The sequence below is a fragment of the Bacillus sp. PPSBB_2 genome, assembly GCF_045291115.1.
Lineage (GTDB): Bacteria > Bacillota > Bacilli > Bacillales > Bacillaceae_G > Bacillus_A > Bacillus_A cereus.
Genome location: NZ_CP147983.1, coordinates 5,003,059 through 5,022,462, shown reverse-complemented (window position 1 = coordinate 5,022,462; position 19,404 = coordinate 5,003,059). Strand labels below are relative to the sequence as shown.

Sequence of the window (19,404 nt, the reverse complement as noted above, 5' to 3'; positions counted from 1 at the left end):
TTATCTATTTTTTTTAAAATCAGGGTAATTAGAAAGCAGAAATACTGATCTAAACTATATTCTACGAGGGGAAGGTACATATGAAACTAGCAAAATTAGCATTAATCGGTGCAGTGTCATTAACATCAGTTGCAGCAGTAGGAACTTCAGCATTTGCGGAAGAGAAAGCAAATATGAAATCTAAAACAGATGTAACGTTTATTGAAGATACAAGCACAACAGATCCAAACAATCCAGAAAATCCAAATGAAAAAGTTACACCAGAGAACCCTGGTGACCATGAAAAAGGAACAAAAGGTCCATTAAGTATTAACTACGTTTCTAACTTACACTTCGGCGAGCAAGTTATCTCTGGTAATGATCAAACGTACTTTGCAAAATTGGACAAAGTGAAACAAGGGAGCAAAACAGTTGAAGTACCTAACTTCGTATCTGTAACAGATAACCGTGGTACAAATGCAGGATGGAAATTGAAAGTAAAGCAAAATGCACAATTTAAAAGTGGTAATAGTGAGTTAACAAATGCAGCTTTAAGCTTAAGTAATCTAGCTGTAAATTCTGTAACTGATGCACAATATGCACCTACCACATTTAAAAATAAAGTAACGTTAGCTCCAGGTGGAGATGCGGTGGAAATTACTACTGCCGCAAAGAATAAAGGTATGGGTGATTGGACGACTGCATTCGGTAAAGGAGCAGAACAAGGTAAACAGAGTGTGAGCTTATTCGTACCAGGTACGACAGCAAAAGAAAAAGGTGCGAAATATTCAGCTGAGCTAACTTGGACTTTAGAAGATACACCAAACTAAGGTTGTGTAAGATTGAAAATTAAGAATAAATGAATTTTTAAAAATAAAGGAGTATAAAACTATGAAACTAGCAAAATTAGCATTAATTGGAGCGGTAACATTATCATCAGTATCAGTAGGGACGTCTGCATTTGCAGCTGAGAAAGATGGCGGGAAATTAGATTCAAAAGCATTCATTAAATTCGAGAAAAATACAGATGAAATTGATGTTGTTAATCCAGAGAATCCAGATGAAACTGTAGATCCAGTTGATCCAGATAAAAAAGGTACAGATGGTCCACTAAGTATTGATTATGTATCTAACTTCAACTTTAAAACACAAAAAGCATCAGGGAATAACGAAATCTATTTTGCAGAATTAGATAAAGTAAAGAAAAAAGTAGACGGTTCTGTAATTGACGTGCCAAACTACGTTCAAGTAACAGATAACCGTGGTACAAATGCAGGATGGCATTTAACAGTAAAACAAAATGGTCAATTCAAAACTGCAGATGATAAAGCGTTGGATGGCGCGGCATTAACATTAAAAAATTCAGCTTTGAAATCAAATGCAGGTAGCGATGCACCAACAGCAGAACAATCTATCACATTAAATCCAAGTGGTGCAGCATCTGATTTAATCGATGCAAAAGAAAACCAAGGTATGGGTACGTGGGTAAATACGTTCGGTAAAGATGCAACAGAAGCGAAACAAAGCGTAGAGTTATCTGTACCAGGTAAAACGAAAAAAGAACAAACACAATACACAACTTCACTAACTTGGGAGCTAACAGACGCTCCTATGTAGGTAAGAGGAATTTTAAGATAAAAGAGGAAAATGAGAAGAGATAAGGGAATGGCTTTAACCTTATCTCTTTCTTGTCTATAAAATGGATATGAAGGGGACTACATAAGAGATGGTAAAAAACTATTTACTAGCTTACTATTAATTACATTCTTCATGATAAACGCTTTTTCAGTATATGCAGCTGAAATGAAATTTGCTGTGACAGCAGTTATACCAGAAAATCAAATTGATAAAAATCAAACGTACTTTGATTTGAAAATGCAACCTGGACAAAAGCAAACAATTCAAGTCCAAATGAAAAATGATACGAATAAAGAAGTTGTGGTAGAATCGTTTGCTAATACAGCAATTACGAATAGCAATGGTATTACAGATTATAGTACAGTAGAACCAAAAACGGATTCTACTTTGAAATATCCGTTTTCTAAAATTGCTAAAATGCCAAAAGAAACGAAAGTCCCAGCTAACAGCATAGTGACAGTTGATATAAACTTGGAAATGCCAAGTGAGTCGTTTGATGGTGTTATTCTAGGTGGTTTATACTTTAAAGAAAAAGAAGATGAGAATGCAAAGAAAAAAGATGAAGGTGTGCAAATTGAAAATAAATATGCATACGCAATTGGTGTTGTTTTAAAAGAAACAGATGCTGAAGTAAAACCAGACATGAAATTAAACGAAGTAAAGCCAACACAAATTAACGGGCGTAACGTTGTTACTGCAAATTTACAAAACGTAAAGCCAGCAATGTTAAAAAATTTAAGTGTTGATGCAAAGATATATAAAGAAAAAGGTACGGACGTTTTATTTGAAGCGAAAAAAGAAAATTTAAGAATGGCGCCAAACTCAAACTTTGATTACGCTATTAGCTGGGAAAACAAAGCATTTGATCCAGGAACGTACCGAGTAGAAGTGAAAGCTACTGATGGCGATCAAAAATGGGAATGGACGAAAAAATTTACAATTGAAGGCAAGACAGCTGATAAGTTAAATGATACAGCGGTAGAAGCGAAAAAAGACTACACACTATATTACATTATCGGCGGAGTACTACTGTTAATTATATTATTAGTTCTTGTGTTCTTCTTAGGTAGACGTTCTAAAAAAGAGGACGATAACGAAAAATAATATATTGATAGTGTAAAAAGAAAATAATGGATGTTTTACTATGAAAAATATATAATGGCTTTGTCTGTTATTTGTTGTAGTTCATTTATATTTCTATTTGTTGACCCGAATTTCGGGTCTTTTTTTATGAAATGAATTGCTATATATCAGTAATTAGAAAAATAGAATATACAGCACTTGCAGCATGAATATAAAGAGCGGTTGTATCCTCCCCAAAAAATAGGTTTCCAGCTGTAATACTGGTAGCACCAGTAAAGTCGGTGCTATCAGTAGGTTCGTTTTTCGGCACAACGAAAGTATTTACGTAGGTACATGTGCTTTCTCATTTATCTATTTTTCTGTGGTCGATTGTATTGTGTATATAAATTTAAAAAATGATAGTGTTAGAGCCACCATTTTTCCTGAGGAAGCAAAATAACATCCACATCAAAATTCTCTTTAAACCAATCATACATCAATGTCTCTTTCACTAAATATTCAGAGGCAGAGTGTGACACACCAATTAGAGACATATTCGTTTCTTTTACATAATCCATAATGAGCGAGTATTTATGTCTGCCGTAATTATTATCGATATGGCAATGGATTTCTCCTGTAATATATGCTTCAGCACCTTTTTCTTCTGCTTCCTTCATTAAAGATACAACATCGCCACATCCAGCGATAATTGCGATTTTTTTGATGGAATCATGTCGTTTACCTTCGAAGTCTGTGTAAGGAATCTGGAAGAGTTGTTTTAGATGTTTTTGGAGTGCTTCTGTTGATGTTTCATCTATTTCACAAATAAGGCCAACTGGTTCTTGTTCTGGACCTCCATATGCAAAGTCGTCCACTACAGTAGCGTTTAATGCTTTTGCAATTGAAATACTCGTTCCATGTGTTTGATGAAAATCCATTGGTACGTGACATGTATATATAGAAAGTTGTTTTTCTTTTATTCCTTGCAAATATTTTTCAGGAATTGGTAAGAAACCGCGGCCTGATCTTCCAAGCGGATCACCGCACTCCATTACAAGGGGATGGTGCATAAAGAGTAAATCACCGGGTGTGGATTGTGAAATGAATGTTTCAAGAACGTCATCTGTAGGGAATACAGCTAAAAATACTTTGTTTACATTTTCAGATCCGTGCATCATAAGGCCGTTAAATAAATCTACAAAATTTGCTTCGAAAAATTGTTGCCAAGGAAATTTGATAGGATCATATACGGCTGGGATAAATCGACTAAAGGCACTATCTTTTCCGTATTTTTCAATTTGGAATAAGTGATCGAGTGATTGCTCTATTTTTTTTAAGGCTGGCATGTTTGATAATCCTCCTTAAGATGATTCTTGCTTTATGAGTTGTTTGTATTCTTCGTAGCAAAATAAGAAGCGGATAGGAAACAAATAAAACCTAGAATCCAGCTAATAGAAGGAGAATAGGGAAGTACATGCTGTAATAGCATTCCGCTAGAAATGAAGAAACTACTAAATACACCTAATAACATGGGATATCGTTGTAGTTTGAACACAGATAGTAAACATCCTTTCTCCTGCATGAACTACTCATAAAAGCTCGATTGCTGAAACTTTATCACATACATTGTATATTAGTCTTAATTTTCTGTATATAACTTTTAAGAAAAATGGTGATACAATATATGAATGATAAGAGAAGAGAGGATGAAGATTAACATATGTACGTTACTGTAACAGAAGCAGCATATAAAAAGATTATGGATACGATTCCAAGTGAAGCGAAATATATAAAGTTATTTTATGATAATGAAGGTTGCGGTTGTGTTATGAGCGGAATCATCGATTTAGTAGCTGTAGCAGAGAAAGATGAGCGCGATGTGGATATTGAATCAAGCACAATGAACTTTATCGCTGATCGTACAAAGCTTGTATTTATGGACGATAAGTTAACGGTTGATTGGCATGAAGGTGGAGGAACTTTTCAGTTGAAGAGCCCAAGCCAGTTTTATAATCCAAATATGAAATTACACGTTCGAGTATAGTAAAGGTGAGTCCAAAATGTATTTTGGACTCACTTTTTTTATTTTATAAGTCGCTATTATTGTCGATAAGTCGATATATTGAAAAAATCGCTGATATAAATGGAGTTGCGCTGATATATTTGGGAAATCGCCGATATAATTTCATTTACCAAAACGTTTTATATAATAAAAAGATTTTTTCACATAATGAAATGTACATGTGATTGAATTTTCTGTATAATCTTCTTTGCGGAGGGGATACGCATGAGAAGATGGGGAATTGAGTTATTAATTTTAAGTGTTGTTATTATTTGGGGGATTAACTATACAATTGCGAAGTATGGACTTTTAGAATTTACAGCAATTGAGTTTACTGCACTTCGTATGATGGCGGCGGCACCGCTTTTGTTACTCCTTACCTTTTGTATTGAAAAGTCGGTTTATATGGAGCGAACGGATATACCTAGATTAATTATCGTTAGCGTTGTAGGTATTGTACTGTATCAAACGTTATTTATGGAAACTGTCAAATATACATCCGCTACAAATGCTTCTTTACTCATTTCTATTTCACCTATTTTTACAACTGCATTTGCGATTTTTCTGAAACAAGAAAAGTTTTCTTCTCGAAAGTTAATCGGTTCTATGACTGCCTTTGTTGGTGCAGCCTTAGTTTTAGTAGCAGGACATTCACTTACTAGTTCTTTTTATGGCAATGGAATTGGACTTATTACATCAATATGCTGGGGGCTTTATCCTGTTTTAGCAGGACCATTAATTAAAAAATATTCAGCATTACGTGTTACTGCATGGTCTGCATTAGTGGGTGCGATTCCGCTATTATTGTTAAGTGGTCCACATGTATTTGTCATGCCATTTCACATTACTCACGGAATGACACTATTTGCTTTACTATATTCTATTTTCTTTGTAACAGTATTCGGTTTAGTAATGTGGTATGTTGGTGTTCAAAAAATTGGGGCGTCACATACGATGGTATATATGTATATAACGCCGCTTGTAGCTGTTTTATTTGCAGCTGTCTGGGCAAATGAATATGTATCGTTTCAACAGATCATCGGTGGAATTATCATTTTTGTCGGTCTATGGTTTGTGAAATCGGAGAAAGTAAAAGTTCATTCTATTGCAGGGGAACCTATATCAAAATAGGAAAACAGATCACCTATGATCTGCTTTCCTATTTTTTTATTTTTGGTAAGAAGATGAGAAACAAGATAGCAGTAATAAGTGGAATTAAGTTTAAAAATGGAATACGGAAGAGTGTAATAAGAATAATACCTGGAAGAAGAACACCGAGGACAGCGTAAAAAATGCTATGATTTTTCGTGTACCAATACAATGAAAGTCCAATAAGTGCAGGGATAATGAGGTGAATGAGAGCCATTAAAAAATAAATCATTAGACGCCCCCTTTATTTGTGTGCTTATTACATCATATCCGTATGTTCATAGATTGATATCATTTTTTTCATAAATGGACGAAAAAAGTTTGAAAAACCGTCACAAAATATGAGAATATGATGTTTGAAATCTTGTATAATATTATTTTCTAAAAACATTTAAACAACATAAACATACTGTTTATGTTGTTTTTAATTTGAATGAAATGAATGTAAGGAATATGAATTTGAAAGAAATTTTTTGTTGGATAGATAAGAACGAATGAAGAGAGGTACAGCATGATTAGTATGTCACTAAGATCATTTAAAATCCAATCGTATTATATACTAGGTATTTTGTTACTAGGTTGGATGTTAACACCGTTTTCAGCACACTTTTTAGGCGCTGGAATTGGGCTTATTGTAAGTATGTATTGCGTTTGGCTTTTAGGCAGAAGAATTGAGAAGCTTGGAGATAGTATTGTAAAGAAGACGAAAAAAGCACCGACACTCGGTATGTTTAACCGTTTTGCAGCTGCCATTTTGGGTGCTATTATTATGTACGAAATTGAGCACCACATGGTTATGTGGGCATTTGCAGTAGGGATTATGGGTGGGTATTTCTTAATCGTTGTGAATTTAGGTTACTATAGCATGAAAGATGAGAAAGAACTAACAAAGAGCTAAAAAGATAAAAGACTTCTTTTTAGATGGAATAGATGATCCAGTCACGAATAGAAGCGGTCAGGGCCTTTTTTAGCCCCATACGATGTGAAACCCGAGAGATGTAGTGAGTAGGGATATAATGTATATATTCGAAGCTGTAATTTTATAATCTAGGTCACAGATGAAGAGATTAGCGTTTCACTTTATATAAGATATAGAAAGAAGCTTACGTTTTCACGTAAGCTTCTTTTTTATGTAAGTGTGTGTAACCGTTAAGCCGCATTGGGTTTTGTCGGTGAGTACGCGAAACTTTACGGTTACACGACACTTATTCATATGAGTAAAGGGTTATTCCAACAGAAAGTTTTAATTTAAGCGATTGGACCGCCTAAGTTAATAATGTCTTCAGATACGCTGTCGAATTTTTTGAAGTTAGCTTTGAATTCATTTGCAAGTTCGATTGCTTTTGCTTTGTAAGCAGCTTTATCAGCCCAAGTTTGTTCAGGCATTAACACTTCGTCAGGTACACCTGGTACGTGAAGTGGAACTTCAAGACCGAAGATATCATGTTTAGCTGTTTCAGTTTTCGCAAGTTCACCGTTTAATGCAGCTTGAATCATTGCACGAGTGTAACCTAAGTTCATACGTTTACCAACGCCGTATTCGCCACCAGTCCAGCCAGTGTTTACTAAGAATACTTTCGCATCATGTTTCTCGATTTTTTCACCAAGCATTTCAGCGTAGCGAGATGCATCAAGTGGTAAGAATGGTGAACCGAAGCAAGTTGAGAATGTAGCTTGCGGAGATGTAACGCCGCGCTCTGTTCCTGCTAGTTTACTAGTGTAACCACTTAAGAAATGATACATAGCTTGCTCTTTTGATAACTTACTGATTGGAGGCAATACGCCAGATGCATCAGCAGTTAAGAAAATAATTGTATTTGGGTGTCCAGCAACACTTGGCAGTACGATATTGTCGATCGCATGCATAGGGTATGCAGCACGAGTATTTTCTGTTAAAGTAGTATCGTTGTAGTCCGCGATACGCGTTTGGTCATTAATGATAACGTTTTCTAAAACAGATCCAAATGTGATTGCATCGAAAATTTGTGGTTCTTTCTCGTGAGAAAGGTTTACACATTTCGCGTAGCAACCGCCTTCAATATTGAATACACCGTTATCAGACCAACCGTGCTCATCATCACCGATTAATTTACGGTTTGGATCAGCAGATAATGTTGTTTTACCTGTTCCAGATAAACCGAAGAATAGTGCTACGTCGCCTTCTTCACCTACGTTTGCAGAGCAATGCATAGAAAGAATATCTTGTTCAGGTAGTAAGAAGTTCATAATAGAGAAGATTGATTTTTTCATTTCTCCAGCGTATTCTGTACCACCAATTAGTACAATACGTTTTTCGAATGAAACCATAATGAATGCTTCAGAGTTTGTACCGTCAACAGCTGGATCAGCTTTGAAGTTCGGTGCAGAAACAATTGTGAACCCTGACTCATGAGTTGTTAATTCTTCTTCAGTTGGACGAATGAATAATTGATGTACAAATAAATTGTGCCATGCATATTCATTAATAACTTGAATTGGTAGGCGGTAATTGCGGTCAGCGCCTGCAAATCCTTTGAAGACGAATAACTCTTCTTTTTCTTTTAAGTATTCTAAAACTTTAGTATATAATTTATTAAAATGTTCTTCAGAAATCGGTTGGTTCACAGCTCCCCAAGCAATTTTGTCAGCAACCGATGCTTCTTTCACAATAAATTTATCTTTAGGAGAACGTCCTGTATATTTTCCAGTTGAAGCAGAAACGGCACCAGTAGAAGTTAATTTCCCTTCATTTCGCATTAATACTTTTTCCACTAATTGCGGAACACTTAGTTGAATCTGTGCATTGCTTCCGTTCAATAATTCGTGTAAACCAATTTGGACATTCACAGTACTCATATTTATATACCATCCTTTTCATTTAATGAAATATTTCTCGTAATCCCCAACAAGAGTATAACACAATTATATAAATAATGTATACTATTTATTTCTTTTTGTTTGTGTGAATGCATTATTTCCCTATTAATATTTCATTTCAGGCGTATTGAGAAAAACTTTCAGGAAAATGTGAATATTAATTGACAAATGAATATCATTTCTTTAGTATAGGTTGGGACGGATACTCTCTTATCCCGAGCTGGCGGAGGGACAGGCCCGATGAAGCCCAGCAACCTCACTTGTATTGATAAATGCAGGTGAATAGGTGCTAAAACCTGTGCGAGGCTACAGGTCTCGAACGATAAGAGCGAAGGGCAAAAAGCAGTATGCAAGTAGCAAATTAAACCTTTCCTCTATGTAAAGTAGGAAAGGTTTTTCTGTATGCTTGTGTGGGAGAATAAATGTATGTCGCAGTTTGTGGCAAATTAAGGATGAGTTCCGTACAATATATACAATTACTGTAGGGAGGTTTACCACATGACAAAAAAACGTCATCTGTTCACATCTGAGTCTGTAACTGAAGGACATCCAGATAAAATTTGTGACCAAATTTCTGATTCAATTTTAGATGCGATCTTATCAAAAGACGCAAATGCACGTGTAGCTTGTGAAACAACTGTAACAACTGGTTTAGTATTGGTAGCGGGGGAAATTACGACTTCTACTTACGTAGATATTCCAAAAATCGTTCGTGAAACAATTCAAGGCATTGGTTACACACGCGCAAAATACGGATTCGATGCAGAAACTTGTGCAGTTTTAACATCTATCGATGAGCAATCTGCTGACATCGCTATGGGTGTTGACCAAGCGCTAGAAGCACGCGAAGGTCAAATGACTGACGCTGAGATTGAGGCAATTGGTGCAGGAGACCAAGGTTTAATGTTTGGTTTCGCATGTAATGAAACACAAGAGTTAATGCCACTTCCAATCTCGCTTGCTCACAAATTAGCTCGCCGTTTAACTGAAGTACGTAAAGATGATACATTATCATACCTACGTCCGGATGGAAAAACGCAAGTTACAGTTGAGTATGATGAAAATGGTAAACCAGTACGTGTTGATACTATCGTAATTTCTACACAACATCACCCAGATGTTACATGGGAAGAAATCGATCGCGACTTAAAAGAGCACGTAATTAAAGCTGTAGTACCAGCAGAATTAATGGATGGAGAAACGAAATTCTTCATTAACCCAACTGGCCGCTTCGTAATTGGTGGACCACAAGGTGATGCTGGTTTAACAGGACGTAAAATCATCGTTGATACTTACGGTGGATACGCTCGCCACGGTGGCGGTGCATTCTCTGGTAAAGATGCAACGAAAGTTGACCGTTCTGCAGCATATGCAGCTCGTTATGTTGCGAAAAACATCGTAGCAGCTGGTCTTGCTGAAAAAGCAGAAGTACAACTTGCATACGCAATCGGTGTAGCACAACCAGTATCAATTTCAGTTGATACATTCGGCACTGGTAAAGTATCTGAAGACGTATTAGTAGAACTAGTTCGTAACAACTTCGATCTTCGCCCAGCTGGTATTATTAAAATGCTAGATTTACGTCGCCCAATTTACAAACAAACAGCAGCTTACGGCCACTTCGGACGTACTGATGTAGATCTATCATGGGAACGTACAGACAAAGCAGCAGCTTTAAAAGAGCAAGCTGGTCTATAATATATGAAAAAAAGCTTTGCGCGGTGAGCGCAAAGCTTTTTTTATTTATAATTACGTTGGAATAAAGCGAAGAGTTCAATGTCATGCCAATTGCCATTGCGGAATATAGCTTCTTTACAAGTTCCTTCATGTTGAAAACCGAGTGATTTATATAATTTAATTGCTCTATCGTTAAAAGAAAATACTCGTAAAGAAAGGCGATGTAAATTTAATTCTAAAAATGCATAATCCAATAATAAGGTGAAAGCTTCCTTCCCATAACCTTGCCCCCAGTAATCCTTGTTACCAATATCAATAATACATTCAGCGTTTCGGTTATACGAATCAATATGAATTAAAGAAGTAATACCAATTGAAAGATGCGTAGATTTTTCTTCAATGATATAGCTCTTAGAGTCCGCAGAATGAATAAATTGCTGGCAAAGTTTTTCTGTGTCTTGAAGGGAATATTTATCAAGAGTGAGAGTAGTTGAACTCATAACGTCTATATCATTATGCCATTTATAATATGTTAGAATATCATCTTCGGAAAACTTTCGTAACTGGATACGGTTTGATTTAAACAATGTAAGTCCTCCTTTTGTATTTCCTTTTCACATGATTTACAAAGGATTGGTTTCTTCTGGAACATATGTAATCAACCTTTCATTTGACGTGCTTTACCTGCGCAAAATGCACTGCTTAGTAAAAATAGTGTCGCGAATATAATGCTTACTAATGTAGCGTATGGAATTGCGCCTTTTAAGGAAAAGCCGACAGTGATTGAAGCGATGAATAAGAGGATAAATGTTGTTGTTAATTTTTTATAAAGTTCCATACTATGTAGACCTCCAATTTATTTTTTAGTACAAGTTTTAAAATTGAATTCTATTATGTAGAAAATATAAAGAGTAGCTAAAGATGTGTAGTCTAGGAGTATAAGAAAGTGCACTTTCCTTTTTGTGGGTTAGTATACTTATATTGTATCATGGCGCATGATTGGCTTCATACATAATTGTGTAAAGGTATGTATGATAAAATGAAGAAAAGTCTTTAAGAAAGGAAAGATAAAAAATGAGTGTAACTGAACATAAAAAACAAGCTCCAAAAGAAGTGCGTTGCAAGATCGTGACGATTTCCGATACACGTACGGAAGAAACAGATAAGAGCGGCCAACTATTACATGAATTGTTAAAAGAAGCGGGACATAAAGTAACTTCTTATGAAATTGTAAAAGATGATAAAGAAAGTATCCAGCAAGCAGTGTTAGCTGGTTATCATAAGGAAGATGTAGATGTTATATTAACAAATGGCGGTACTGGTATTACGAAACGCGATGTCACAATTGAAGCAGTATCAGCGTTATTAGATAAAGAAATTGTTGGATTTGGTGAGCTGTTCCGTATGATTAGTTATTTAGAAGATATCGGAAGCAGCGCAATGTTAAGTAGAGCGATTGGTGGTACAATTGGGCGCAAAGTAGTCTTCTCGATGCCAGGGTCTAGCGGAGCGGTTCGCCTTGCGATGAATAAATTAATTTTACCGGAATTAGGTCATATTACATTTGAGCTGCATCGCCAATGAGTAAGTATGCTGGAATTGTATTAGCAGGTGGTATGTCGAGTAGATTCGGTGAGCCGAAAGCGTTAGCAATTTGGAAGGGAACTACTTTTGTTGAGCATATTGTGAAAGTGATGGGAAATACTTTGCAAGACATTGTAGTAATTAGCCATACTGATATAAAAGAGCGAGTAGAGCAATTCGTACAAGTACCTGTTATAGAAGACATTCCGCACTATAAAGGAAATGGACCGCTTGCCGGCATTGTATCAGGTATGGAATACATAGAAGCAGATTGGTATGCTATTATGCCTTGCGATGCGCCAAATGTTTCGCATGAATGGTTTACCATTTTACTGGAGCAAACGAACAATGAATATGATGCGGTTGTACCTATTATTAATGGAAGAAAACAACCGCTACTTGCGGCGTATCATAACCGCGTGAAAGAAAAGATTTATGCTTTACTTCAGGAAGAAAAAAGAAGTATGGGGCAGCTTTTATCACAATGTAATGTGAAGTATGTTTCTGGAGAAGATGTACAAGCGAATGCGGATTGGTTTATAAATGTAAATACGAAAGAAGAATATGGGCAGGCTCAAAAAGACCTTTCAAATGAATGAAAGGTTTTTTTGATATACAGAATTGGGGAACAATTGCTGTATAAAGGTATGTGAGTAAGTTGATTTTAAGGGGAATTCTTAAAATCATTATACAGTTAAAATACTGTATAACCATATATTGATTTTTATGGGTTTTTATTACAAGTCTGTTTAGTTATGTTTATTTTTGATATAATTAATATAGAAATAAAACAATGCTTAACCTTATGTATCATTTATTAAACTAAAATTTATGACCATGTAATAAACTCCCTTCGTTTTTTTGAAGGGAGTTTTTCTATTTAAGCAAGCAACTCTGATGCGTTATGCTGAAGGACTTCTTCATATTGGTTAAGCAAGCCACGAAAGATCTCATCCCAGCTCTTTGATTTCGCAAAAGATGAAGCTGCTATTCCCATCTGCTCAAGTTTTTCTTCATTTTGTAATAAAAAATAAATGGATGATAGAAATGCATCTTCATTTTTAGGCGGACAAAGAACTCCCGTTTTTCCATCTGTAATAATATTTTTAACCCCGCCACTATTTGCACCAATAACAGGTGTACCGCATGCGAGTGATTCAAGTACGACATTTCCGAATGTTTCAGTAGCTGATGGAAATACCATTATGTTAGAACAAGCATATGCTTCAGCTAAATCTGCACTTTGTAAATAGCCAGTAAAAGTGATATTTGTTTTCGGAACAGCTTCACGTAAACTTGTTGCTAGAGGACCGTCTCCTGCTATAAGCCAATGAATGTCGCTTCGAGTATGTGCTGATTTAACGATAAGATTTTGCAACGTATCAATATCTTTCTCAGGAGCAATCCGTCCAACATAGGAAAGGACGTACTTCGCTGTAATATTATATTTTTTTCGGAATAGGTCTGTATTGTAAGATGGATGAAAGAGATTGCAATCTACACCACGTCCCCAAATAGAGAGGGCCTGAAAGCCTTTATGTTTTAATTGATGTAATGTTTCAGGAGAGGGTACAAAATTTTTTTGCATATGACTATGAAACCATTTTAAATAGTTCCACAGCATATTGGAGAGGAATTCGATTTTGTAATAACGTAAATAGGCATCGAAATCAGTATGATAAGAACCGACAACTGGGATGTTTAACTTTTTTGCATAATACAATCCACAAAGTCCCATGTTGAAAGGTGTGGCAATGTGAATAATGTCAGGTTTAAAGGAAAGTAGTTCCCGTTTAATGCGCGGAGTAGGAAAAGAAAAACGACATTCTGGATATAATATTGTTAACGGGATACTTCTCATCTTATTCACATTCGCTACAAAATTATCTTCAGCTGTATGCTGAGGGGCGAAAACAGAATAGGCGATCTGTTCTTTCTGAAAATATCGTGTTAATCGCTCTAACGTTTTCGCAACCCCGTTAACTTGTGGCGTAAAAGTATCGGTAAAAATGGCGACTCTCATCATATCACTCCTTTATGTGAAAAGTGGGATGAATTGATAAAAAGAGATGATGCCAGAGCAAGTGCCAAGGCACATACCGACGAATACATCTGACGGATAGTGAAGTCCTAAATAAATACGTGAAATACCAACGCATAATGCTAACGGTAATAGGAAAGCAAGTAAGCTTGGATTATAGCAAATAAATGGAATGAAGACAGAGAAAACGGCTGTTGTATGACCAGACGGGAAAGAGTGGTCTTTTAATGGATGGACTGGATATTTTGCATCCTGAATTGTTAAATAAGGACGTTTTCGTGGATACCATCTTTTTAATATTTGTACAGGAATATGGCTAATTGCTAAAGAAATAGCAGTTGCAATTGCAGCTTGATGCAAAGTTCCCTTTGCGAAAATCAAAAAGAAAAGTGTGAGTGCGATGGAGAAAGTCGCGCCACCGATATGAGTAATATTGCTGAAAAAGATATTTAATGTTTTTTGATCAAAGTAGCGATTAATTCCTTTGAAAATGTAACATTCTATTTTATATAATCCACTGACCTTCATGAAAATTCTCCTCCCTCGTTTACATATATATGGAGATATTAGCTTTTATTTTAATAAGATTTTGTTGAGGGAGTAATAATGTTTTGTAAAGAAAAAGTTAGATTTTATATAAAAAAAGCTGCCAATCGTATGGCAGCGGAAATTCACTTCTGTAATGATTTATAATATTGACCTTTTTCAACGTATTGCGTGCGAATACGCTCCATATCTTTACGGTCTTCTGCTGTTAATTCACGAATGACTTTCGCGGGACGACCGAAAGCTAACGTGTTTGGTGGAATTTTCTTTCCTTGTGAAACGAGGCTTCCAGCGCCGATAAAAGCTCCTTCGCCAATTTCAGCACCATCTAATATAATGGATCCCATTCCAATTAAAGCATCTTTTTTAATATGACAACTATGTAAAATAACTTGATGCCCAACTGTAACATCATCTTCTAAGATAAGAGGATACTGAGGGCTTTGGTGGAGTGTACATTGGTCTTGTACATTTACTCGGTCTCCAATGATCGTTGGTGACACATCACCACGGATGACCGTATTAAACCAAATACTTGATTCCTCGCCAACGTAAACATCGCCTGTAATCGTAACATAGTCAGCGATAAAAGCACTACTCGCAATTTTCGGTTTTTTTTCTTTGTAAGGATATATCATGTAAAGTCTTCCTTTCCTAGAGACTAGTTTTAGTGTATCAAATTATGAGAAAGAGTGAAATGGAGGAGAGCCGTATGTGGAATTATGAAGCGGAGGAAGCAAAGGCTGTCATTGTTATTGTGCACGGCGCAATGGAATATCACGGACGTTACGAAGCCGTTGCGGAAATGTGGAATCATATCGGCTACCACGTCGTGATGGGGGATCTTCCGTCACATGGAACGACTTCAAGAAATAGAGGACATATTGATTCATTTGATGAATACATAGAGGAAGTTAAACTATGGGTGAAAGAAGCAAGAAAGTATAGGTTACCTATTTTTCTATTCGGTCATAGTATGGGTGGTCTTATTGTCATTCGTATGATGCAAGAAACGAAGAGAGAAGATGTAGAGGGTATTATTTTGAGTTCGCCTTGTTTAGGGGTAGTGACTGGACCCTCTGCTCCGCTTCAACTTGCTTCAAAAATATTAAATGTTGTGGCTCCAAAATTGCAATTTGCAACGAATCTTACGGTGGAAATGTCAACACGTAACCACGAAGTGAGAGATGCAATGGAGAATGATTCTTTGTTCTTGCGCAAAGTATCAGTACGTTGGTATAGTGAATTGATTAAGTCTATCGAAATTGCTCATAAAAAAATAGATGATTTTCCAGATGTTCCGCTCTTGCTAATGCAAGCTTGTGAGGATAAACTTGTAGATAAAACACGTGTCCGCACTTGGTTTGATAATGTTAAAATAAGTGATAAGGCTTTTAAAGAATGGCCGAATTGTTATCACGAGTTATTAAATGAGTATGAGCGAGATGAAATTTTGAGTTATATTCAGTCATTTACTGAAATGCATGTCAATAATATAGTAAAAACAAACAAATAAATCATTATTTGTACATTTAATAGAGGAGATGAAGGAAGAAGTGAACGTACCGAGTAATCCCATAACGCTCATGGCGAAAGTATACCGTGATGTGTTTCCGGTTGTACACCATGAGCTAGCGATGTGGAAAGAGCGTGCCTACCATATTCCGAATGATGAGCTTCATAGTCAGGCAATCGCAAGTATTGAGCATAAAACGTTTCATTGTGAGGGCGGTGGCATTTTAGCTCTGCTAGCAAATGAGCACCGAGAAGAATGTATTCGTTTTATCGTAGCGTATCAAACGATCAGCGACTATTTAGATAATTTATGTGATCGCAGTACATCACTTGATCCAAATGATTTTGCCGCACTGCATGAATCGATGTTAATGGCATTATCACCTGAAGTAGAAGGTGGCGGTAATTATTATCGTTATCGTGATGATCAAGATGATGGTGGTTATTTAGATGAACTTGTTGAAACATGCCAAGATGTTTTAAAGAAAACGAAGCACTATGACAAAATTGCTCCTGTTCTTCATGAACTTGCTTGTTATTATTGTGATTTGCAAATTCATAAACACGTGAAATTAGAAGAAAGAGAGCCGCGCCTGAAAAATTGGTTTGAAGCACATAAAGAAAACTTACCTGAGATGAGTTGGTTTGAATTTTCAGCATGTGCCGGTTCTACACTTGGAATTTTCTGTCTTGTCGCATATGCATTTCATGATGAGTTACATGATGAAGATATTGCGAAAATTAGACAAGGGTACTTCCCTTACGTACAAGGACTTCATATCTTACTTGATTATTTCATTGATCAAGAAGAAGACCGTATAGGCGGAGATTTGAATTTCTGTAGTTATTACGAAAACGAGCAAGCGATATTAGATCGGATGAAACACTTTGTAGAAGAAGCGGAGAAGAGCATTGGTGATTTGCCTCATGCGAAGTTTCATCGTCTCATAAGCCGAGGGTTACTTGGTATTTATTTATCAGATCAAAAAGTATCAGCACAAAAGAATATGCACAAAATGGCATGGCGCATTGTAAAGTACGGAGGCCTCACTTCACGCTTCTTCTATTGGAACGGGAAGATGTACCGAAAAAAAACAGCGCAGTGATGAAGAAAACCACTCATGTAGAGTGGTTTTCTTTTCATTATGATCGTATTTTTGAAAATACATATATAAGAAGTTCAATCGCAAAAATCACTAAAACAGATAGCCCGAATAAAGGCATGACAGCGCCTAGTATAACCATCATGATAAAGAAAACGATTATGCTTTTCTTATCTCTTTGCTTTGGTGGTGCTGCTAATTTTCCTTTCGGCTTCCTTGCTAACCACATTTTTATTCCGTAATAAATGAGAAGTAGTAGAGATAATGTCGTTAGTAAGCATAATATTTTATTTGGCCATCCGAATAAATGTCCTTCATGAAGTGGGATACCGTAAGTGAACCATTGTGCAAGTAATCCATAATCACGATAGTCCGTTTTGGAAATGAGTTCCCCGCTATATTGGTCAAAGTAAGCTGTTATCTCTTCATTTGGTGCAACATGCATACCTGTAATACCAGAACCGCTCGATTTCGAAACAGTGAATACACCTTTTGGATCAGCTGGTAGTGAAATAACATATGGCTTCTTTATTTCAATTCCTTTTTGTAATTCATGGACAGAAATTGCTTTCGGTTCATTTGAATTCGATTCAGGAGGAGCTTCTTTTCTTGTTGCCCACGGCAATTCTTTTACCTTTGATTCAGGCGGTGCCATGTACAATTTTGGATATCCGAGTGATTCATTTGACGATGCAATTTTATAAATTTGGTTCCCCATAAATCCTGACCATGGCAATCCAGATGCGACTAGCAGAAAGAGAGGAATTGTAAATATAATACCGATAATAGAATGACGTCTTTTTGCTTTTTCTCGCTTATTGGATGATGGTGTGTTTTTGAATTGGCGTATACTCATGTACAATCCGGTTATGATTAAAAAGATTGTCCAGCATGCCGCAAGCTCCACAGTATAGTTTACGATAGTGCCGCCAACTAAAAGAGAACTATGTAATTCCCTCATTATATTGGCAAACGTTTCACTTGCATTTTGATCCCCAACAATTTGATTATTGCTGTCTAAATACACATATTTTTGTTGCCCAGTATACTCATTTGCAATGGTAAGTCTCGTATTATAATCCCCATTAAACTCACTAATTTTCGCCACGCTATAATGTGGATATTTTTTCTCTGTTAAGGAAATAGAATCAGACATCGAAATAGATTCTGTTTGAGCACTCTTCCCAAAATATAAATCTTTATAGATGAAATCTTCAACTTCCTCCCGAAATAAATACCCAATTCCGCTCAGTGACAACGTAATAAGAAGCGGCGTAATAAAAAGCCCAGCATAAAAATGCCAACGCCAAAAAATGTAATGAAGCGAACGATTTACTTTCATACTTTCAGTTCCCCTAACCTTCCCTATATGAATAACTACTTATTTAATATAGCGAGATTAAGTGTGATTACTTTGAAAGAATTGTGAAGAAAGTTAAAAGTTTGTGGGATTTTTATTAAACATAAAACACATTTTAGAAGGAGTGTTTTCTATGTTTATGAAGATCTCTTTATATTTGATAAGTACATCCTAACAACCGCTTTCGCAAGACATTGAGAAGAATCAACAAAATTCTCACTAGCCACAACATTCAAATCAGTACATGCGATAATTGCGGTATCTACTTCATCCTTCAACTGCACAACGAGCGCGCTCCATAATTTGCGAGCTTTTTCAACTTCTCCGCTTTTAATATACGTAATAATTTGATTAATCATCGTTTGCCATTTTTCATAATGAATGTATTCTATATTCCGTTTTGCAATCCCGTCTTGATAAATACCAGCTTGAACTGTCGCTTCTGTTGCGAGAAGAGCGACTCTTTTTGTATTTTTAGGAATTGCTTGTAACGTCTCATTGACTATATTTAAAATCGGAATGGACAGAGAATGCTGTAATTCCTCGAAATAAAGATGCGCCGTATTGCACGGCATAGCGATAAAGCTTACGCCAGTACTTTCAAGTTTTTGTGCTCCTTCAATAATCGCTTTTTTCATCGTTTCGTGATCAATAGGCCGATCCATGTAAAACGGTGTTGGGCACGAATAAATCATCATATGAGGAAAGTCCATATCATGCTTTGCTCCGTATATTGTTTGGCACATTGCTACAACTGTATCGACAAATGGTCCAGTTGATTTTGGTCCCATTCCTGCTAGTATTCCAATCATTGTTTCGTCTCCTTTAATAT

Annotated in this window: 21 protein-coding genes and 1 riboswitch; of the genes, 11 read left to right on the top strand and 10 right to left on the bottom strand. The window is 36.2% G+C overall.

Going from position 1 to position 19,404, the window contains the following annotated elements; genetic code table 11:
• The first annotated feature begins 80 nt into the window (after nucleotides 1-80).
• The 3 genes from V6946_RS25440 (at nucleotide 81) to V6946_RS25430 (ending at nucleotide 2,721) form a co-directional block, all read left to right on the top strand.
• Nucleotides 81-809 carry a WxL domain-containing protein gene (locus V6946_RS25440; RefSeq protein ID WP_006924840.1) on the top strand — a complete coding sequence of 243 codons (729 nt, stop codon included), beginning with the start codon at nucleotides 81-83 and terminating at the stop codon, nucleotides 807-809.
• Nucleotides 810-870: 61 nt separating this feature from the next.
• Nucleotides 871-1,596: a WxL domain-containing protein gene (locus V6946_RS25435; protein ID WP_006924843.1), complete on the top strand. Its 726-nt coding sequence runs from the start codon at nucleotides 871-873 to the stop codon at nucleotides 1,594-1,596.
• Between the two features lie 153 nt (nucleotides 1,597-1,749).
• Complete coding sequence (locus V6946_RS25430; protein ID WP_366981491.1) at nucleotides 1,750-2,721, top strand: DUF916 and DUF3324 domain-containing protein; 972 nt, start codon at nucleotides 1,750-1,752, stop codon at nucleotides 2,719-2,721.
• A 383-nt stretch (nucleotides 2,722-3,104) separates the two neighbouring features.
• Here V6946_RS25430 and V6946_RS25425 read toward each other — a convergent pair whose 3' ends face one another.
• Entirely contained in the window at nucleotides 3,105-4,025 is a 921-nt protein-coding gene (locus tag V6946_RS25425; protein WP_001111126.1) for a Nif3-like dinuclear metal center hexameric protein, read from the bottom strand.
• A 374-nt stretch (nucleotides 4,026-4,399) separates the two neighbouring features.
• On the opposite strand from V6946_RS25425, the gene V6946_RS25420 reads away from it, so the two are divergent.
• Together V6946_RS25420 and V6946_RS25415 are read left to right on the top strand one after the other, a co-directional pair.
• Complete coding sequence (locus tag V6946_RS25420) at nucleotides 4,400-4,723, top strand: iron-sulfur cluster biosynthesis family protein (RefSeq protein WP_000289570.1); 324 nt, start codon at nucleotides 4,400-4,402, stop codon at nucleotides 4,721-4,723.
• A gap of 243 nt (nucleotides 4,724-4,966) precedes the next feature.
• The gene (locus V6946_RS25415; RefSeq protein ID WP_001255411.1) at nucleotides 4,967-5,872 is read left to right on the top strand and encodes a DMT family transporter; all 906 of its coding nucleotides are present in this window, start codon (nucleotides 4,967-4,969) and stop codon (nucleotides 5,870-5,872) included.
• Nucleotides 5,873-5,900: 28 nt separating this feature from the next.
• On the opposite strand, the gene V6946_RS25410 is transcribed toward V6946_RS25415, so the two are convergent.
• Nucleotides 5,901-6,122 carry a hypothetical protein gene (locus V6946_RS25410; RefSeq protein WP_000639042.1) on the bottom strand — a complete coding sequence of 74 codons (222 nt, stop codon included), beginning with the start codon at nucleotides 6,120-6,122 and terminating at the stop codon, nucleotides 5,901-5,903.
• A gap of 279 nt (nucleotides 6,123-6,401) precedes the next feature.
• Here V6946_RS25410 and V6946_RS25405 point away from each other — a divergent pair, with 279 nt between their 5' ends.
• Nucleotides 6,402-6,788, top strand: a complete 387-nt coding sequence (locus tag V6946_RS25405) for an ATP synthase subunit I (RefSeq protein ID WP_406622137.1) — start codon at nucleotides 6,402-6,404, stop codon at nucleotides 6,786-6,788.
• Between the two features lie 350 nt (nucleotides 6,789-7,138).
• Here the strand turns inward: V6946_RS25405 and pckA are convergent, their stop codons facing one another.
• A complete protein-coding gene (gene pckA, locus V6946_RS25400; protein ID WP_000108815.1) occupies nucleotides 7,139-8,725 on the bottom strand; it encodes a phosphoenolpyruvate carboxykinase (ATP) in 1,587 nt (528 codons plus the stop codon).
• 228 nt (nucleotides 8,726-8,953) lie between these two features.
• Nucleotides 8,954-9,075, top strand: a riboswitch (SAM riboswitch).
• A 169-nt stretch (nucleotides 9,076-9,244) separates the two neighbouring features.
• Here pckA and metK point away from each other — a divergent pair.
• Nucleotides 9,245-10,444, top strand: coding sequence for a methionine adenosyltransferase (metK, locus tag V6946_RS25395; protein ID WP_000163123.1), 1,200 nt, complete (start codon nucleotides 9,245-9,247; stop codon nucleotides 10,442-10,444).
• Nucleotides 10,445-10,485: 41 nt separating this feature from the next.
• Here the strand turns inward: metK and V6946_RS25390 are convergent, their stop codons facing one another.
• The gene (locus V6946_RS25390; protein ID WP_000477130.1) at nucleotides 10,486-11,010 is read right to left on the bottom strand and encodes a GNAT family N-acetyltransferase; all 525 of its coding nucleotides are present in this window, start codon (nucleotides 11,008-11,010) and stop codon (nucleotides 10,486-10,488) included.
• 71 nt (nucleotides 11,011-11,081) lie between these two features.
• Nucleotides 11,082-11,261 carry a hypothetical protein gene (locus tag V6946_RS25385; RefSeq protein WP_000424797.1) on the bottom strand — a complete coding sequence of 60 codons (180 nt, stop codon included), beginning with the start codon at nucleotides 11,259-11,261 and terminating at the stop codon, nucleotides 11,082-11,084.
• A 236-nt stretch (nucleotides 11,262-11,497) separates the two neighbouring features.
• Here V6946_RS25385 and V6946_RS25380 point away from each other — a divergent pair, with 236 nt between their 5' ends.
• Both V6946_RS25380 and V6946_RS25375 read left to right on the top strand, forming a co-directional pair.
• On the top strand, nucleotides 11,498-12,007 hold the full coding sequence (locus V6946_RS25380) for a molybdenum cofactor biosynthesis protein B (RefSeq protein ID WP_000117123.1): 510 nt from the start codon (nucleotides 11,498-11,500) through the stop codon (nucleotides 12,005-12,007).
• A complete protein-coding gene (locus V6946_RS25375) occupies nucleotides 12,004-12,606 on the top strand; it encodes a molybdenum cofactor guanylyltransferase (protein ID WP_000049595.1) in 603 nt (200 codons plus the stop codon). The genes V6946_RS25380 and V6946_RS25375 overlap by 4 nt, the downstream gene beginning before the upstream one ends.
• Nucleotides 12,607-12,887: 281 nt before the next feature.
• Here the strand turns inward: V6946_RS25375 and V6946_RS25370 are convergent, their stop codons facing one another.
• The 3 genes from V6946_RS25370 to V6946_RS25360 form a co-directional block, all read right to left on the bottom strand.
• Complete coding sequence (locus V6946_RS25370) at nucleotides 12,888-14,030, bottom strand: glycosyltransferase family 1 protein (protein ID WP_001261646.1); 1,143 nt, start codon at nucleotides 14,028-14,030, stop codon at nucleotides 12,888-12,890.
• Nucleotides 14,031-14,042: 12 nt separating this feature from the next.
• Nucleotides 14,043-14,576 (bottom strand): phosphatase PAP2 family protein, encoded by a 534-nt coding sequence (locus tag V6946_RS25365; RefSeq protein ID WP_000868582.1) that lies wholly within the window; start codon nucleotides 14,574-14,576, stop codon nucleotides 14,043-14,045.
• Between the two features lie 143 nt (nucleotides 14,577-14,719).
• On the bottom strand, nucleotides 14,720-15,232 hold the full coding sequence (locus V6946_RS25360; protein WP_000640188.1) for a gamma carbonic anhydrase family protein: 513 nt from the start codon (nucleotides 15,230-15,232) through the stop codon (nucleotides 14,720-14,722).
• Nucleotides 15,233-15,306: 74 nt separating this feature from the next.
• On the opposite strand from V6946_RS25360, the gene V6946_RS25355 reads away from it, so the two are divergent.
• Both V6946_RS25355 and V6946_RS25350 read left to right on the top strand, forming a co-directional pair.
• Nucleotides 15,307-16,110 (top strand): alpha/beta hydrolase, encoded by an 804-nt coding sequence (locus V6946_RS25355; RefSeq protein ID WP_044307041.1) that lies wholly within the window; start codon nucleotides 15,307-15,309, stop codon nucleotides 16,108-16,110.
• Between the two features lie 40 nt (nucleotides 16,111-16,150).
• Nucleotides 16,151-17,215, top strand: coding sequence for a tetraprenyl-beta-curcumene synthase family protein (locus tag V6946_RS25350; RefSeq protein ID WP_366981493.1), 1,065 nt, complete (start codon nucleotides 16,151-16,153; stop codon nucleotides 17,213-17,215).
• 37 nt (nucleotides 17,216-17,252) lie between these two features.
• Here the strand turns inward: V6946_RS25350 and V6946_RS25345 are convergent, their stop codons facing one another.
• On the bottom strand, nucleotides 17,253-18,554 hold the full coding sequence (locus V6946_RS25345; RefSeq protein ID WP_000867823.1) for a PepSY domain-containing protein: 1,302 nt from the start codon (nucleotides 18,552-18,554) through the stop codon (nucleotides 17,253-17,255).
• A 155-nt stretch (nucleotides 18,555-18,709) separates the two neighbouring features.
• On the bottom strand, nucleotides 18,710-19,384 hold the full coding sequence (locus V6946_RS25340; RefSeq protein WP_006924860.1) for an aspartate/glutamate racemase family protein: 675 nt from the start codon (nucleotides 19,382-19,384) through the stop codon (nucleotides 18,710-18,712).
• Between the last annotated feature and the right edge of the window lie 20 nt (nucleotides 19,385-19,404).